Raw genomic sequence first — 13450 nt, 5'->3', positions numbered from 1 at the left:
GAAGGAGAGAACTCCCAGATGAAACCGTTCCAGAGACTCGCCGCGGGGCTCGCGGTCGGGGCGCTCGCCCTCGTTGCGGGGTGCGGTGCGGGCGGGGACCCGCTGGCCACGCCGAGCGGCGACACCGACAGCTCGAAGGCGCCGACCGACACGATCGTGGTGGGATCGGCGAACTTCCCGGAGAACGTCGTGCTCGCGGAGATCTACGCTGGCGCGCTCGAGGCGAAGGGCGTCAAGGTCACCAAGAAGCTCAACATCGGCAACCGCGAGGCGTTCATGCAGGCGCTCGAGGACGGGTCGATCGACCTGATCCCGGAGTACTCCGGCGTGCTGCTGCAGTTCTTCGACAAGCAGACGGCCGCGGTGACGCCGGACGAGGTGTACGACGCGATCCCGGCGAAGCTGCCGGAGACCCTGACGGTGCTGGACAAGGCTGCCGCGGAGGACAAGGACGCGATCGTCGTCACGCAGGAGGTCGCGGACCAGTACAAGCTGAAGTCGATCGAGGATCTTGGCCCGGTGGCCAAGGACATCGTCATCGGCGGACCGCCTGAGTTCCGTACCCGGCAGACCGGCCTCGTCGGGCTGAAGGAGAAGTACGGGCTGGAGTTCAAGCAGTTCCGTCCGCTGGACGTGGCGGGGCCGCTTTCCGTGCAGGCGTTGAAGAACGGGCAGGTGCAGGCCGTCAACCTGTTCACCACGCAGTCGGCGATCGCGGAGAACAACTTCGTCGTGCTCGACGACCCGAAGAGCCTGTTCGCGGCACAGAACGTGGTGCCGTTGATCACCAAGTCGAAAGCTTCGGACACCGTGAAGGAAGCGCTCAACGCGGTGTCGGCGAAGCTCGACACCCCGACGCTCGCCGACCTGGTGAAGCAGGCCGAGGTGGACAAGAAGAACCCCGACGACATCGCGAAGGCGTGGTTGGACGGCGCCGGCCTGAGCTAGGGCCGAGAACGTCGAGCACCCTCGTCCCGCGGCTGGGACGAGGGTGCTCGGTCTTTCTCACCTGTAGCCGCGTGCCTGCAGGTGGTAGAGCTCCGCGTAGACACCGTCCCGGCGGATCAGCTCGTCGTGGCTCCCCTGTTCGAGGACCCCGGTGTGGCCGAGAACGACGATGTGATCGGCAGCCCGTACGGTGGAGAACCGGTGCGAAACGAGCAGGGTCACCCCGTTCGAGGGACGGCTTCGACGGGCTTCGGCGGCGTACCGGGCGAACAATGCGTCTTCGGTCTGCGCGTCCAGGCTGGCGGTGGGTTCGTCCAGCACGGTCAGGAGTGGGTCGTCGCGCATCAGCCCACGGGCCAACGCGACCTTCTGCCACTGGCCCCCTGACAGGTCGGTGCCGCCGGGCCAGGTCGTCCCGAGCTGGGTGTCGAGTCCATTCGGCAACGTGCTTGCCAGTTCGGCCGCCCCAGCCGCGGCCAGCGAATCCTCCGCGGCGTCGCGGTCACCGAGCCGGTCGAGGTCGCCGATGGTGACGGCGTCCCGGACCTGGAGCTCCAGCCTCGCGTGGTCCTGGAACGCTCCCGTACAGCGCTTGCGCCATTCCCGCGGATCCAGCTCGCGGAGATCGGTTCCGTCGACGAGGACCGCGCCGCCGGTCGGCTCGTACATTCCGCAGAGCAGCTTGACCAAAGTGCTCTTCCCGGCTCCGTTCTCGCCGACCAAGGCCACCACGCTGCCCGCGGCCAGAGTCAGCGTGACGTCGTCCAGGATCACGCGGTCGGTCCCGGGGTAGCCGAACGAGAGGTTCTTCAACACCATGCCCTGCTTCAACCGGGCCGGCACCGGCGCGGTCGCGGCCGGTTCCTCCGCCCGACCTCGCTCGACCAGCCAGAGGAACCGCTGGCCGGTCGCGAGGCAGTCGACCAGCCAACGCGTCATCCCGACCACCATGCCAAGATTGTGGCTCATCGTTCGCGCGAGGACGAGCGCCAGTGCGAGGTCGCCGACGGTCGCCGTTCCACGCGCGACGGAAAGGCCGACGAGAACGAGCACGCCAACGAAGCCGACGGCGAAGAACGCCGACGTGGCCACCTGCCAGCCGGTGCCCTTCCACGCGACGCGCGTTTGGATCGCGTGCTCCTTCGACCACTCCACTCGACTCAACCGGACCAGCTCACGTTCCAGGCCGAAGACCCGAATCTCCTTGCCCGGCGAGGAATCCGTCCCCAGCTTGACGAAGTGCCGCTGCCGGCGTCGGTGCGCGGCGGTGCCTTCCTCCGCGCGCTTCTCTCGCAGCGCCGCAGCGCGAGCGGCGAGGAGGGCGGGTATGCCGAACGCGGGCAGTAGCGCGAGCGCCGGATGGATGCTCACCAGCAGGGCGATGGTGAACGCGGCCTGCGCGAACGCACCAAGCGTCTCGGCGAGGGCCTCCAACGTCCAATGCACGATCCAGGCTTCCTTGCGGAGTGGGTCGAGCCGATCCACGTACCGGGGCAGCTCCAGGTACTGGATCGAGTGGGTGCCGGCCGCGACGTGGATGAGCTCGTGCTCGAGGTTGACTCCCGCCTTGTCCTGCAGCGTCTCGTTGAAGCGCCGACCGAAGGTGCCGACCATGAATCCGCCCACCCACGTGACCACCATGAGCGTGCAGGCCGCGATCACGCCGCGCTGGTCCGCGCCGACGACCGCGTCCACGAGCAGCTTGAGCCAGAGGCCGAACAGCGTGCCGCTCACCCAGCCGAGCGGGATCAACAGTAGGCCGCCGGCCGCTACCTTCGGGTCGGTGCGCATCGCGGCTCGGACGGTGTACGCCAACGTACGCAGCAGTCCCGGCAGCTTGTCCGAGTCCGTCATGGTCGTGGTTCCCCCGCGAATCTGTCGGCCTGCAAGCGGAACATCCGTGCGTACAGGCCGTCGGCCGCCAGCAGCTCGTCGTGCGTCCCGGTCTCCCGTACGCGACCGCGGTCGAGAACGGCGATCCGATCGGCGTGGCGGACGGTCGAGAGCCGGTGCGTGACGAGGATCGTCGTCGTACCGGCGGTGAGCTCGAGGAAGCGGTCGAACAGCTCCGCTTCGGCGCGGACGTCGAGGTTGGCGGTGGGCTCGTCGAGTACGAGCAGCCGGGCGCCGCCCTCGGCGGCGCGCAGGGTGCGGGCCAAGGCGATTCGCTGCCACTGCCCACCGGAGAGGTCGACGCCGCCGCTGTACTGGCGCGCCAGCGTGGTGTCCCATCCAGCGGGGAGCGACTCGACCACCTCGCGTGCACCGGCACGTTCGGTCGCCTGCCGGTTGGCGTTCTCGTCGGTCGCGGAGTCGAGCCGGCCGAACGCGACGTTGTCGCGAGCGCTCAGCTCGTACTTCACGAAGTCCTGGAAGATCACGGCGAGCTGGCGCCGCCAAGAGGTGACGTCGTACTCGCGAAGGTCCTTGCCATCCACGAGAATCCGGCCTTCGTCGGGCTCGTAGAGCCGGGCGAGCAGCTTGAGCAGGGTCGTCTTGCCGGCGCCGTTGTCGCCGACGATCGCCAGCGAGCTGCCCGCGGGGATGGTGAGGTCGAGGCCGTCGAGTACGGGCCTGCCGTTGTAGCCGAAGCGGACGCCTTCGAGGCGGATCTCGTTGCGGGGCGCGCCTGTCGCGGTCGTGGTGCTGCGTGGCACGGCCGGGCCGAGGTCGCGGCGTTCGAGTCGGAGCAGGTGCGGGATCGTCGACGTGCCTTGGTAGACCCACCAGAGGTCGGTCGCCCCGGAGCCGAAGCCGAGCATCACGATGCCGCCGATGGCCTGGACGTAGACGGTCAACTGGCTCGGGCTGACTTGTCCGTCGAGCGTCGACATGGCGAGGTACGTCAGGACGACTCCGTGTGCGATGGCGATGGTCGCGACCGTACGGAGTGCGGGGCCGCGCCCGAGCCGGCGGGCGCGCCAGAGGTGGGAGAGGAACTCGAGCCGGAGCCCCCTGGTCCGGTCGGCGAGGAAGCCTGCGAGGCCGAACAGCCTTGTTTCCTTGGCCATCGGCGGATCGAGCGACAGCTGACGGAAGTAGTCCGCGCGCCGTTCGATCCCGACGTACTCCTCCTTCTCCCGTACCTGTTTGTACTCATCGCCATGCATGAAGACGTGGGTGAGCGCCGCGGAGGCGAGCAGGACGATCGGTGCCCACCAGACGAGCTGGGCCAGGAGGATGGCAGAGCCGATCGCGGCGGTGAGCAGCCCGACGAACTTGGCGAGCTCGCCGACGATCAGGGTCAGTGGGCCGATGTCCCATTCGATGTCGCCCGCTCGGCGGATCTCGTCGGCCAGGGTGGGGTCTTCGAGGTGGCCGATCCCGTACGGGCGCAGGGTTGCGGCCAGCAGCCGTTCGCGGCGCTGCTGACCCATCGCCGAGCCGATGGACGCACCGATCGTGTCGCGTACCGGTGCCAGCGCTTGGTCGGCGGCGAAGAGCACGCCGACCAGGACCAACGCCGCCAGCAGCCCTTGTCCCGCGGCCGAATCCATGCCCGAGGTGGCCGCTCGTTCGGCGCGGGCGACAACGAGTCCGGTCGCGGCCATCAGCGCGGGTGTCAGCGCACCGCCGAGGATCGCCAGCGTGGCAAGGAATGCCGAGCGGAGGGGTGCCGTGCGCACGACGAAGCCGACCAGCAGGCCGAGCTTGACCAGGAACGATCCGGACACGCTCGAAGCTACTGCGGCTACCTCTCCTCGCGCACCAGGTTTTCGCTGCTACAGCGTGGGGATCGTAGCGCGCAGCTCGTCCACGATCGCTTCGGTCAGCTCGACGCTGGACTCGGCGAGGGCGTCGAGGGTGGCTCCGGCGATGGGTGGGAGGGTGGAGATTGTCGTGTGGGCGTTGGGGAGTTGGCGGGGGAGGGCGGCGGCGATGGCGTCTGCCACGCACTCGCCTCCGGCGACGACCGAGCCGGCGAGGACGATCGGCATCGGGTCCGTCGCGGCGTAGCCGACCCTGCGGGCGACGAACGCGGTGTAGTCCGCGAGCCGTTCCGCCATCTCGGTGACGATCTCGCGTGCGACGGCGTCGCCACTGGCGGCGGCACGGGTGACGAGGGGAGCGAGCACGGGCCGGTCGCGCGGCTCGCGCGGACCTTCGCGTGCCGTCAGCAGCTCCAGCAGGCTCTCGGCGTCGTCCTGCCCGAAGTGCGCGAGCAGCGTCGGCGTGAGGGTGGTGGCCGGACCGATGCCGGCGGCTTCGTGGAACACCGCCCGCAGCGCCGCCGCTCCGAGGCCGGCGGCGCCGTTCTCCTCCTGGATCCAGAACGAAGCGCTGAAGCTCGTGCCCTTCGGTCCTCGGCCGGCGACGGCGTTCCCGGTGCCGACCACGATCCCGAGCCCGATGCCGGAGAGCGAGCCGCATCGGATCGCCGCGAAGCCGTCGTTCTCGATGGTCACCGATCGAAGGTCAGGAAGCTTGTCTGCCAGTTGCTTGCGCCAGAACGCCTCGTCCGCCGGCCAGTCGATCCCGGCCAGCCGGAACGCGGCACCGTCGACCTCGGCGAGGTCGATCGAGGTCGAAGCGATCGCCGCCAACACCGTGTCCACCGCCGTGTCGGCGGTCGCGGCGCCGTAGATGTCGCCGTTCCCGCTGCGCCCGAACCCCACCACCTCGCCGGTGGCCGTGCAGACCATCGCGAGCGTCTTGCTGTTGCCCGCGTCGACGCCGAGGTAGTACGTCACCGAGGGAGCAGCCGTTCCGGTAGGTGTTCGGCGTGTGCCTTCGCCAGGTCGGCGTACAGGTTCTCCGCCACCGTCAGCGAAGGCACCAGCGGGTGCGAGGCGAGTGCGCGGACGCCGTCGCGGTGGTCGCCCTCCCAGGCCGCGTGCGCGGCGAGGACCTGGTGCTCGGCCAGTGCCTGCACCAGCCCGCGCACGGTGTGCGGCAGCGGCGGCTGCGGCAGCGGCGTGAAGCCGGAACGGTCGATCCGCGTCGGCACCTCGACGACCACGTCCCAGTCGAAGCCGGGCAGCACGCCGTTCGCGTTGGGCAGGTTGACCGGCAAGATTTCGCCGGTGTCGTTGAAGAAAGCATGCATCGCGTCGATCGCGAGCTCCAGCTCGTGGATGCCGCCGCGCGACCGCGCCGGGTCCAACTGAGGGTCGTCCGACTCGGCTTGCTCGCGGTAGTGCGCCCAATACGACGGCACCTCGGCCATGATCTCTTCGGCCCGAGTCCGGGGCGCGGCGAGCTGCTCGCGGAGAACGTCGTCGCGGTAGTAGTAGTTGAGGAAGTAGTACGACGGGATCGACTCCATCGTCGTCGCGAGGTGGAGGATGCGCCGATCGTGTTCCGACAGGTCGGTGCGTTCCGCTTCCGCCTTGTGCAGAAGGGGAATCAGGTCTTCGCCCTCGTAGGTGTGCTGCACGCTCCAGCACAGGTGGTTGAGCCCGACCATCGTCGACTCGAGCTTGGCCGGGTCGAGCCCGGCGGCCCCCGCGACTCCCAGCGGGAAGATCTTCGGCCCCTCGCACAGCGAGATCGTGGGGATGTCGGTGTACGTCGTCATCGCCTGCGCGACGAGGTTGACCGGGTTGGTGTAGTTGAAGATTCGTACGTTCGGACATACTGCCGCGATGTCGTCGGCGACCGACTGCATGACCGCGATCGACCGCAGCGCCATGAAGAAGCCGCCCGGCCCCTGGGTCTCCTGGCCGATCACCCCGTGTTTCATGGGGATGCGTTCGTCCAGCGCTCGTGCCTCGAACCCGCCGGGCCGGAAGCTCGACAGCAGCGCGTCGCAGTCGCGGAGCCCCTCCCGCCGATCGGTCGTCGCGGTGATGGTCAGCTCGAGGCCGGCGCGCTTGACCATCCGTTCGGCAAGTTGCTTGATAAGCGCGAGCCGGTCGGCGTCGAGGTCGATCAGCACGACCTCCGAGCCCGCGAACCGCTCACCGCCGTGGATGAACGACGCCATCGTCCCCGCGGCGCGCGTCGATCCCCCGCCCAGGTAGGCGAGCTTGATCCTGGCCATCAGTCGTCTCCAGCCTCTCGTGCGCCCGGCCCATCGGCCGCGGCCTGGTCGATGAACAGTTCGGCTTCCTGACAGTCGGCGGCGATGGTCGCCGGCCACTCCGGGTCGTACGTCCTCGCCGCACGCAACCGGGTGGCCGCCTCGGCCTTGTGCGCCCCATGGACGACCATCACCGCGCTGCGCGACAGCCGTCGGATCGTGTCGATGCCCACCGTGAGGCCGAAGCGCGGCACGTTCTCGATGCTGCCGAGGACGGGGAACGTGCCGAGGTTGTCCTGGCGGGTGGCCTCGGCGAGCGCGACGACCCGCGTTGTCGAGTCGCTCGGGCTGCCCGGCGGGTTGAACCCGATGTGCCCGTCCGACGCGCCGCTCGCGAGCAGGAACAGGTCGATGCCGCCGAGCTCCGCGAGCCTGGCGTCGTAGTCGGTCTCGAGGTCCGGGACGAGGAAGCGGTCGTCCGGAATCCCCAGCGGGCCTGCGATGTGCTCGCGGCCGAAGCGCCGGCAGCTGTACGGTTCGGCGGCGTCGACGAGCCGGCGCGGACCGTCCAGCACGTACTCGTCCATCATCGCGATCACGACGTGGTCGAGGTCTCTGCCGGTGACCAACTCCGCGAGGGCGGCGTACGTGGACACCGGCGTGCGCCCGCCGGGGCAGCCGAGCACGAACCGTCGCCCGTCCGCTCGGGCAGCGGCGAACTGCGTCGCGATCCGCTCGGCGAGGGCACGGCCGAGCGTGATCGGATCGGGGAAGACGGTGTCGTCCACGGGCTCTCCGACTGGTCTAACTGGTCTGCTTCCGGCTCGACGCTAACACAGATTGGTACGGTCCGAGCTTGTGACAGCGAGCCAACATGCGTACGCCTGGCTGAGCGACGCGCTCCGCCGGGGGATGTTCGCGCCTGGCTCGCGGCTGCCCGGCGAACGAGCTCTCGCCGAGCGCATCGGCGTGAGCCGGGAGACGCTGCGGCAGGCATTGACCCGGCTCGCGGAGGACGGGCAGCTGAGCGCGTCGTCGCAGCGCGGCTGGTACGTCACGCGCCAGCTCCTCGGCGAACCACCGAGTGTGCTGCAGAGCTTCACCGAGATGGCCGCCGCGCGCGGACTCCAAGCCTCGTCGCGGATCCTGCGCCAGATCCGGCGGCCGGCGACGATCGATGAGGCGACCCGACTGCGCATCGCGCCGTCGGCGCCCGTGCTGGAGGTGCGCCGGGTTCGCGGCATGGACGGTGCGCCGCTGTGCGTCGATACCACCGTGCTCGTGGCGGCCCGCGCCGCCGGGCTCGAAACAGTCAACCTGACTGACCGTTCGCTGTACGAAGCGTTGCTCGTCGAGTGCGGCGTGCGGGTGGCCCGGAGCGCGTACGCGGTGCAGGCGCAGGCCGCGGACGGCGAGGTCGCGACCTTGCTCGAGCTGGTCGTCGGTGCGCCGGTGCTGGTCGGCGACGAGGTCACCTACGACCTCGACGGCGTCCCGGTTCTGCTCAGCCGGACGGTCTACCGCGGCGACGCGTACCGGTTCGAGGCAGACCTGTTTCGCCCGCTGACCTGACTCGGCCTGGTGAACTGAGCCTGCGCGACCTTGCGGAACGCGGTGACCAGCCGGCGGCGGTCGCCGGCGCGGGTGGCGAGGACGACGTGGCTGGGCTCGACGCCCTCCAGCGGAACCGCCGTGAGGTCGGGGCGGAGGCCGCGCAGCTCCGCTGGCGCGATCGCGATCGCCTGCCCGGCGGCGATGACCTCGAACTTGTCCTCGATCGCGTGCAGATCGGTCTGCACGCGGACCTCGAGGCCGGGCACTACTTCTCGTCGTGAATCTCGTTGGACTGTTGGGTTCTCCGATCGACGACCCGGCCGCCCGTGGCGCTCTCCATCCGGACCGGCATGCCGGGCATCGAGCGAGCGAACCAGAACGTGTCCACGTCGTCCCCGTCGCGGCGGACGTAGCGCAGGCAGTCCAGCCGGCCGAACGGCGTGTCGAGCTCGACCTCGTCGCGGGTCGTGGTCGCGACCGGGAACGAGGCGTGCGCCTGCAGATCGAGCCAGGCCGACTGGAACTCCTGCGGCTCGGACAGCCGGATGCCCTCGGGACTTTCCTGCCAGGCCTGGCGAATCGCACCCTCGGAGTCGCACGAGTCGTACCGCGTCACCGTCAGGTACGGGCCCTCGCCGTCCGACTCGACGAGCACGCGAACGGTCTTCCCGGGTGGGCTGGCGTCGCGGATCTCGGCGGCGGTGAACGGTGTCGGCAGGTGGTCCGGCTCGAGCTGGCGCGGGTCGTTCGTCATCGCTCGACCACAGCGCGCAGCGCCGCTTCGAAGTTCGAGACGTCGCCGTACTTGTAGATGCTCGCGGCCTCCTCCGGCGACATCGGGCCGACAGCGACCTTCGACACCCGCACGATCGTCTCCGCGCCATCGGGGACGAGCTCGTACTCCGTGTCCAGGATCGTGCCGGGCATGAGGCGGCCGCGCGTCGACCAGGCCCGCGGCGGGTCCCAGCCGGTGACGTGGCCGTACAGATGGCCGGCGCCGTCGCCCCAGTCCTCGTAGTGGAGACCGCCGACGCGCGGCTCCATCACGACGGCCTTCGTCCGCGTTTCGCCATAGCTCGTGGGAAACCACTCGAGCGTCTCCTCGGTCATCGCCCGGAAGATGCGATCGGGTGTGGCCCGGAACCGGAGCTCGTTCTCGATCCGTACGACCCGGACCTCGTCCACCTCAATGGTCATCTCCGCCCCTCCTTGCTCTGTTTCGACGTGCCGCCTCAGCGCGAGCAGCTCGCCCGCGGTGCGGTCGGCCAACGGGGTCACCCAGCGCTCGTACCACTCGCGGAGCGGCGCGGGGTTCAGGTGGTTGTAGCGATAGCGGCCGCGCCGCCGGACGACGACGAGCCCGGCCTCCTCGAGGACGCCGAGGTGCTGCATGACGGCGTACCTGCTCAGGTCCTGGTTCGCGGCGGCCAGCTCGGCGGTCGTGCGCGGGCCGCGGCCGAGCTCGTCCAGCAGCTGCCGCCGGAACGGGCTCGCGAGCGCGCGCCAGACGGGCTGCGAGGCCTCCTCGGCTGGTGCGGCCGCTGTCATGTGACAGAAATATCACCTGTGGGGCTGCCGGCGCAGCCGTTCGCTGGAATTGGCGCGGGAGTCCGCATCGTGAACTCCGCCTCTCGCTAGGTGGGCTGCGTGCCTAAGGTGACGAACGTGCGCAATCTGGCCGGCCAGCTCTGCCTGGCCCTGTTCGCGGTGACGCTCGTCATCGTCGACGACGCGCTCTGTCGCCGCTGAGCCCGCACCTCTGCCAGCCCGCACCACCTCCTCATTGCTCGGAGATACTCCTGTGGCCACCACGACGTCCCTGTTCAAGTACGTCACGTCCGCCCCCACGCCGAAAGCGCCGCCGCTGCGGCCCGCCAACTGGGTCCCGCTGGCCGTCGCGCTGGCGGGCGGGCTCGCGCTGGTCGTCTTCGTCGCGGCGAACCATGGCGTGAAGTCCGCCGTGCTGTTGGCGCTCGGCCTCGGACTGGGTTTCGTCTTGTTCCATTCGCGATTCGGCTTCACATCGGCGTGGCGGCAGCTGGTCGCGGTCGGCAACGGAACGGGTCTGCGGGCGCATGCCGTCCTGCTCGGCACGACGGCCACCTTGTTCGCGCTGATCATCGGGACGGGCGCCGGGCTGTTCGGCAGTACGCCGACGCCGTCGGCAGGTCCGCTCGGCGTGGGGCTCGTGCTCGGCGCGTTCCTGTTCGGGCTCGGCATGCAGTTGGGTGGCGCGTGCGCGTCGGGAACGTTGTTCGCGGTGGGCTCGGGGCAGTCGACGATCGTGTTGACGCTGGGTGGGTTCATCGTCGGGTCGGTGCTGTTCGCGTGGCAGTGGGAGCTCGTGCGCGACCTGCCCGCGTTGCCTCCCTTCGTGCTGTCTGACCACGTGGGTTGGTTCGGCTCGTGGGCGATCACGATCGCCGTGCTGGCCGGGATCGTGCTGGTGACGCGGTACATCCAGAAGCGGCGCGTGCCGCCGCCGGTCGACGTGGTGCCGAGCGCGTCGGGTCTCGCGCGCGCTTTGCGTGGGTCGTGGCCGCTGTGGGTGGGTGCGCTCGCTCTCGCCGCGCTCGGCGGTCTGGTGCTGCTCGTGTCGGGTGGTGCTTGGGGGATCACGAGCGCTTTCGGCTTGTGGGGTGCGAAGTTCCTGCAGGTGCTGGGTCTGCACCCGGAGACGTGGGCGTTCTGGCAGCAGCCCGCGCAGGCGAAGTCGTTGGCGGCGCCGATCCTCACTGACAAGACGAGCTTGACGGACATCGGGATCATGTTCGGCGCTGCTGTCGCGGCCGCGGCGGGCGGTGCGTGGACGTTCCACAAGCGGATCCCGTGGCGTACGGCGCTCGCGGCCATCCTCGGCGGGATCATCATGGGCATCGGCGCGCGGCTGGCGCAGGGCTGCAACATCGGCGCGTACCTCGCCGGCATCGCCTCGGGCAGCCTGCACGGGTGGATCTGGGGTCTCGCGGCGCTGGCCGGGACTTGGGTGGGCTTGCGTGGCCGTACCTTGTTCGGCCTGCCCAATCCCAAGCCCCGGGACTCGGTCTGCTGAGGCCTTACCAGGGCCAGGCGAGGAAGTTGTACTCGTACGCGATGGTGAAGAAGCCCAACACCGCAAGGGCGATCGCGCTGTACTGAACGCGACCGGCGATGCTCCACCAGCCCTTGCGCCAGGCTCGTGCGGCGTTGACGATGACAGCTATGCCCAGCACTGCGGCGACGAGTGGCAGCGTGAGCAGTGCGTTGAGCGTCGTCGAGCCGGCGAGGAGTTGGTCGATAAACGTGTCGATGTTGCTGAGGTAGTACGCGAGGCCGCCGAGGAACGCGGTGAGGACGAGCAGCATCGCTCCGGCGACGAGGCGGGCCGCGCGTCCCGGCCTGGTGCCGCGCCGGACGAGCGCGATGACCGGCCAGGCCAGCATGGTGAGCAGGACGAGGAGGCTGCCGACGATGACCGCGAGGTGCAGGCCGGGCTGCTCGTACCAGCGCAGCTTCGTCCAGCCGACCGTCGGGTCCTCGCCGAGCGACATCACCGTTTCGCCGTTGCTGGCTTGGGTGAACGCGAGTTTGCCTGCACCGCCCTTCTCCTGGTACAGGCGGTCGTCGACCGGGAGCCAGGTCACGTCGGTCCTGGTCGGGTCGACGGACATGCGTCCGGTGGTGGTGAGCGTGCCGTCCTGCTGGGCGTCGACGGTGACGGTGGTCTCCATGATCGCGAAGCCGCGTGAGATGTCGGTGTCGCTGATGCGGCCGTAGCGGTACGTTCCTTCGACCTGCTCGCTTCTGTTTGCTGGCTTGACGATGGGCGCTTGCGCTGGCTTCGGGTAGAAGTGGCGGACGAACTCGTGCGCGAGGCGTTCGACGACCGCGGTGCCGCCGACGCCGGTGCCGTCGCCGTTCACGACGATGTAGATGCCGGCTTGTCGTTCGGGGATCAGCGTGAGGAGGCCGTGCGTGCCCGCGCCGTCACCGCCGTGCTGGAGGGTGCGTTCGCCGGAGACGTCGCCTTCGTAGAAGCCATACGCCATGCCGGGGAGTCGCTCGTCGGGAGTGAACTGCTTGCTGTGCATCTCGTTTGCTGTTACCTGGTTGAGGATGCGGTCCTGGCCAACGCCGAGGTGCGCGAGCATGAACTCACTCAGGTCGGTGACGGTCGCGACGGCAGCGCCTGCCGGCGCGAGGATGTCGTACCCGTCGTCGACCGGTCGATTGTGGTCGCCGTCCGGGCGATGGCCGGTGGCGAGGTTGCGCTTAAGGTCGGGACTCGGCGGTTGGTCGAACGTGGTGTGCTTCATGCCGAGCGGCTCGAGGATGTGTTGCTGGACGTACTGCTCGAAGGTCTGCTTACTCTGGGTCTGCACGACGAAGCCGGCGAGGGCGATGCCGTAGTTGGAGTAGGCCGGGAGGATGCCCGGCGGCCTTACCCGCTTGGGCTGGTGCTCCTTGAGATAGGTGTCGAAGTCCGGGTGGTCGTCATCGGTGCCGGCGAACGTTCCGGCGTTGAGCTCCTCGAATCCGGCGCTGTGCGTGAGCAGGGCGGCGAGCGTGATCGGCTTGCCCTCGAACGTGTTTGGCACACTGACCTTGGTACCTGTCAAGTATCTGTTGACGTCCGTGTGGAGGTCGACCTTGCCCTGCTCGACGAGCTGCATGACCGCGGTAGCGGTGAACAGCTTGGAGACCGAGTCGATCGGGAACAGGGTCTTGTCCGGCTCTACCTTCTGCTTGGTCTCGACATTGGCAAGTCCGTACCCCTCCGCCGCGACCGGCCTGCCTCTGGCGACAACGGAGACCGCCGCGCCTGGGATGCGCTCGTCCGCGAGCAGCTCGGACACCCGTTCGTCGAGGAACGCCTTCACCTGCTCCGGATCCGTCACATCCGGCGGCGCGGCACTGGCAACTCCACCGGTCACACCAAGAGTCGCGAGCACCGCGGCACCCACGACGATTCGTTTCCACATAGTCCGCTGACTCCCCGCGTCGTTG

General features: G+C 69.2%; 12 protein-coding genes. 3 read left to right on the top strand and 9 right to left on the bottom strand.

What is annotated here, in order from left to right; translation table 11 throughout:
- The first annotated feature begins 18 nt into the window (after window positions 1-18).
- On the top strand, window positions 19-948 hold the full coding sequence (locus JOD67_RS03930; RefSeq protein ID WP_205115307.1) for an ABC transporter substrate-binding protein: 930 nt from the start codon (window positions 19-21) through the stop codon (window positions 946-948).
- Window positions 949-1005: 57 nt separating this feature from the next.
- Here the strand turns inward: JOD67_RS03930 and JOD67_RS03925 are convergent, their stop codons facing one another.
- The 5 genes from JOD67_RS03925 to JOD67_RS03905 are packed head-to-tail and all read right to left on the bottom strand — an operon-like array spanning window position 1006 to window position 7698.
- Window positions 1006-2802, bottom strand: a complete 1797-nt coding sequence (locus JOD67_RS03925; RefSeq protein ID WP_205115305.1) for an ABC transporter ATP-binding protein — start codon at window positions 2800-2802, stop codon at window positions 1006-1008.
- A complete protein-coding gene (locus JOD67_RS41680; RefSeq protein WP_205115303.1) occupies window positions 2799-4622 on the bottom strand; it encodes an ABC transporter ATP-binding protein in 1824 nt (607 codons plus the stop codon). Before JOD67_RS41680 ends, JOD67_RS03925 begins: the two co-directional genes overlap by 4 nt.
- A gap of 48 nt (window positions 4623-4670) precedes the next feature.
- Window positions 4671-5639, bottom strand: a complete 969-nt coding sequence (locus tag JOD67_RS03915) for an N-acetylglucosamine kinase (RefSeq protein ID WP_205115301.1) — start codon at window positions 5637-5639, stop codon at window positions 4671-4673.
- Window positions 5636-6931 carry a family 4 glycosyl hydrolase gene (locus JOD67_RS03910; RefSeq protein WP_205115299.1) on the bottom strand — a complete coding sequence of 432 codons (1296 nt, stop codon included), beginning with the start codon at window positions 6929-6931 and terminating at the stop codon, window positions 5636-5638. The genes JOD67_RS03915 and JOD67_RS03910 overlap by 4 nt, the downstream gene beginning before the upstream one ends.
- Window positions 6931-7698 carry a 6-phosphogluconolactonase gene (locus JOD67_RS03905; protein ID WP_205115297.1) on the bottom strand — a complete coding sequence of 256 codons (768 nt, stop codon included), beginning with the start codon at window positions 7696-7698 and terminating at the stop codon, window positions 6931-6933. Before JOD67_RS03905 ends, JOD67_RS03910 begins: the two co-directional genes overlap by 1 nt.
- Before the next feature lie 70 nt (window positions 7699-7768).
- Between JOD67_RS03905 and JOD67_RS03900 the strand changes: the two genes are divergently transcribed.
- Window positions 7769-8482 carry a GntR family transcriptional regulator gene (locus JOD67_RS03900; RefSeq protein WP_307782266.1) on the top strand — a complete coding sequence of 238 codons (714 nt, stop codon included), beginning with the start codon at window positions 7769-7771 and terminating at the stop codon, window positions 8480-8482.
- On the opposite strand, the gene JOD67_RS03895 is transcribed toward JOD67_RS03900, so the two are convergent.
- The 3 genes from JOD67_RS03895 to JOD67_RS03885 are packed head-to-tail and all read right to left on the bottom strand — an operon-like array spanning window position 8428 to window position 10012.
- Window positions 8428-8730 carry a hypothetical protein gene (locus JOD67_RS03895; protein WP_205115288.1) on the bottom strand — a complete coding sequence of 101 codons (303 nt, stop codon included), beginning with the start codon at window positions 8728-8730 and terminating at the stop codon, window positions 8428-8430. The two genes, JOD67_RS03900 and JOD67_RS03895, sit on opposite strands and share 55 nt — an antisense overlap.
- A complete protein-coding gene (locus JOD67_RS03890) occupies window positions 8730-9218 on the bottom strand; it encodes a hypothetical protein (RefSeq protein WP_205115286.1) in 489 nt (162 codons plus the stop codon). Before JOD67_RS03890 ends, JOD67_RS03895 begins: the two co-directional genes overlap by 1 nt.
- Window positions 9215-10012: an ArsR/SmtB family transcription factor gene (locus JOD67_RS03885; protein WP_205115284.1), complete on the bottom strand. Its 798-nt coding sequence runs from the start codon at window positions 10010-10012 to the stop codon at window positions 9215-9217. The genes JOD67_RS03890 and JOD67_RS03885 overlap by 4 nt, the downstream gene beginning before the upstream one ends.
- 253 nt (window positions 10013-10265) lie before the next feature.
- Here JOD67_RS03885 and JOD67_RS03880 point away from each other — a divergent pair, with 253 nt between their 5' ends.
- Window positions 10266-11516: a YeeE/YedE family protein gene (locus JOD67_RS03880; RefSeq protein ID WP_205115282.1), complete on the top strand. Its 1251-nt coding sequence runs from the start codon at window positions 10266-10268 to the stop codon at window positions 11514-11516.
- A gap of 4 nt (window positions 11517-11520) precedes the next feature.
- Here JOD67_RS03880 and JOD67_RS03875 read toward each other — a convergent pair whose 3' ends face one another.
- The gene (locus tag JOD67_RS03875) at window positions 11521-13425 is read right to left on the bottom strand and encodes a serine hydrolase (protein ID WP_205115280.1); all 1905 of its coding nucleotides are present in this window, start codon (window positions 13423-13425) and stop codon (window positions 11521-11523) included.
- Window positions 13426-13450: the final 25 nt, after the last annotated feature.

The sequence above is a fragment of the Tenggerimyces flavus genome, assembly GCF_016907715.1.
Classification (GTDB): Bacteria; Actinomycetota; Actinomycetes; order Propionibacteriales; family Actinopolymorphaceae; genus Tenggerimyces; species Tenggerimyces flavus.
Note: the sequence above shows the minus strand (reverse complement) of the source record. Positions and strands in the feature narration are given on the sequence as shown.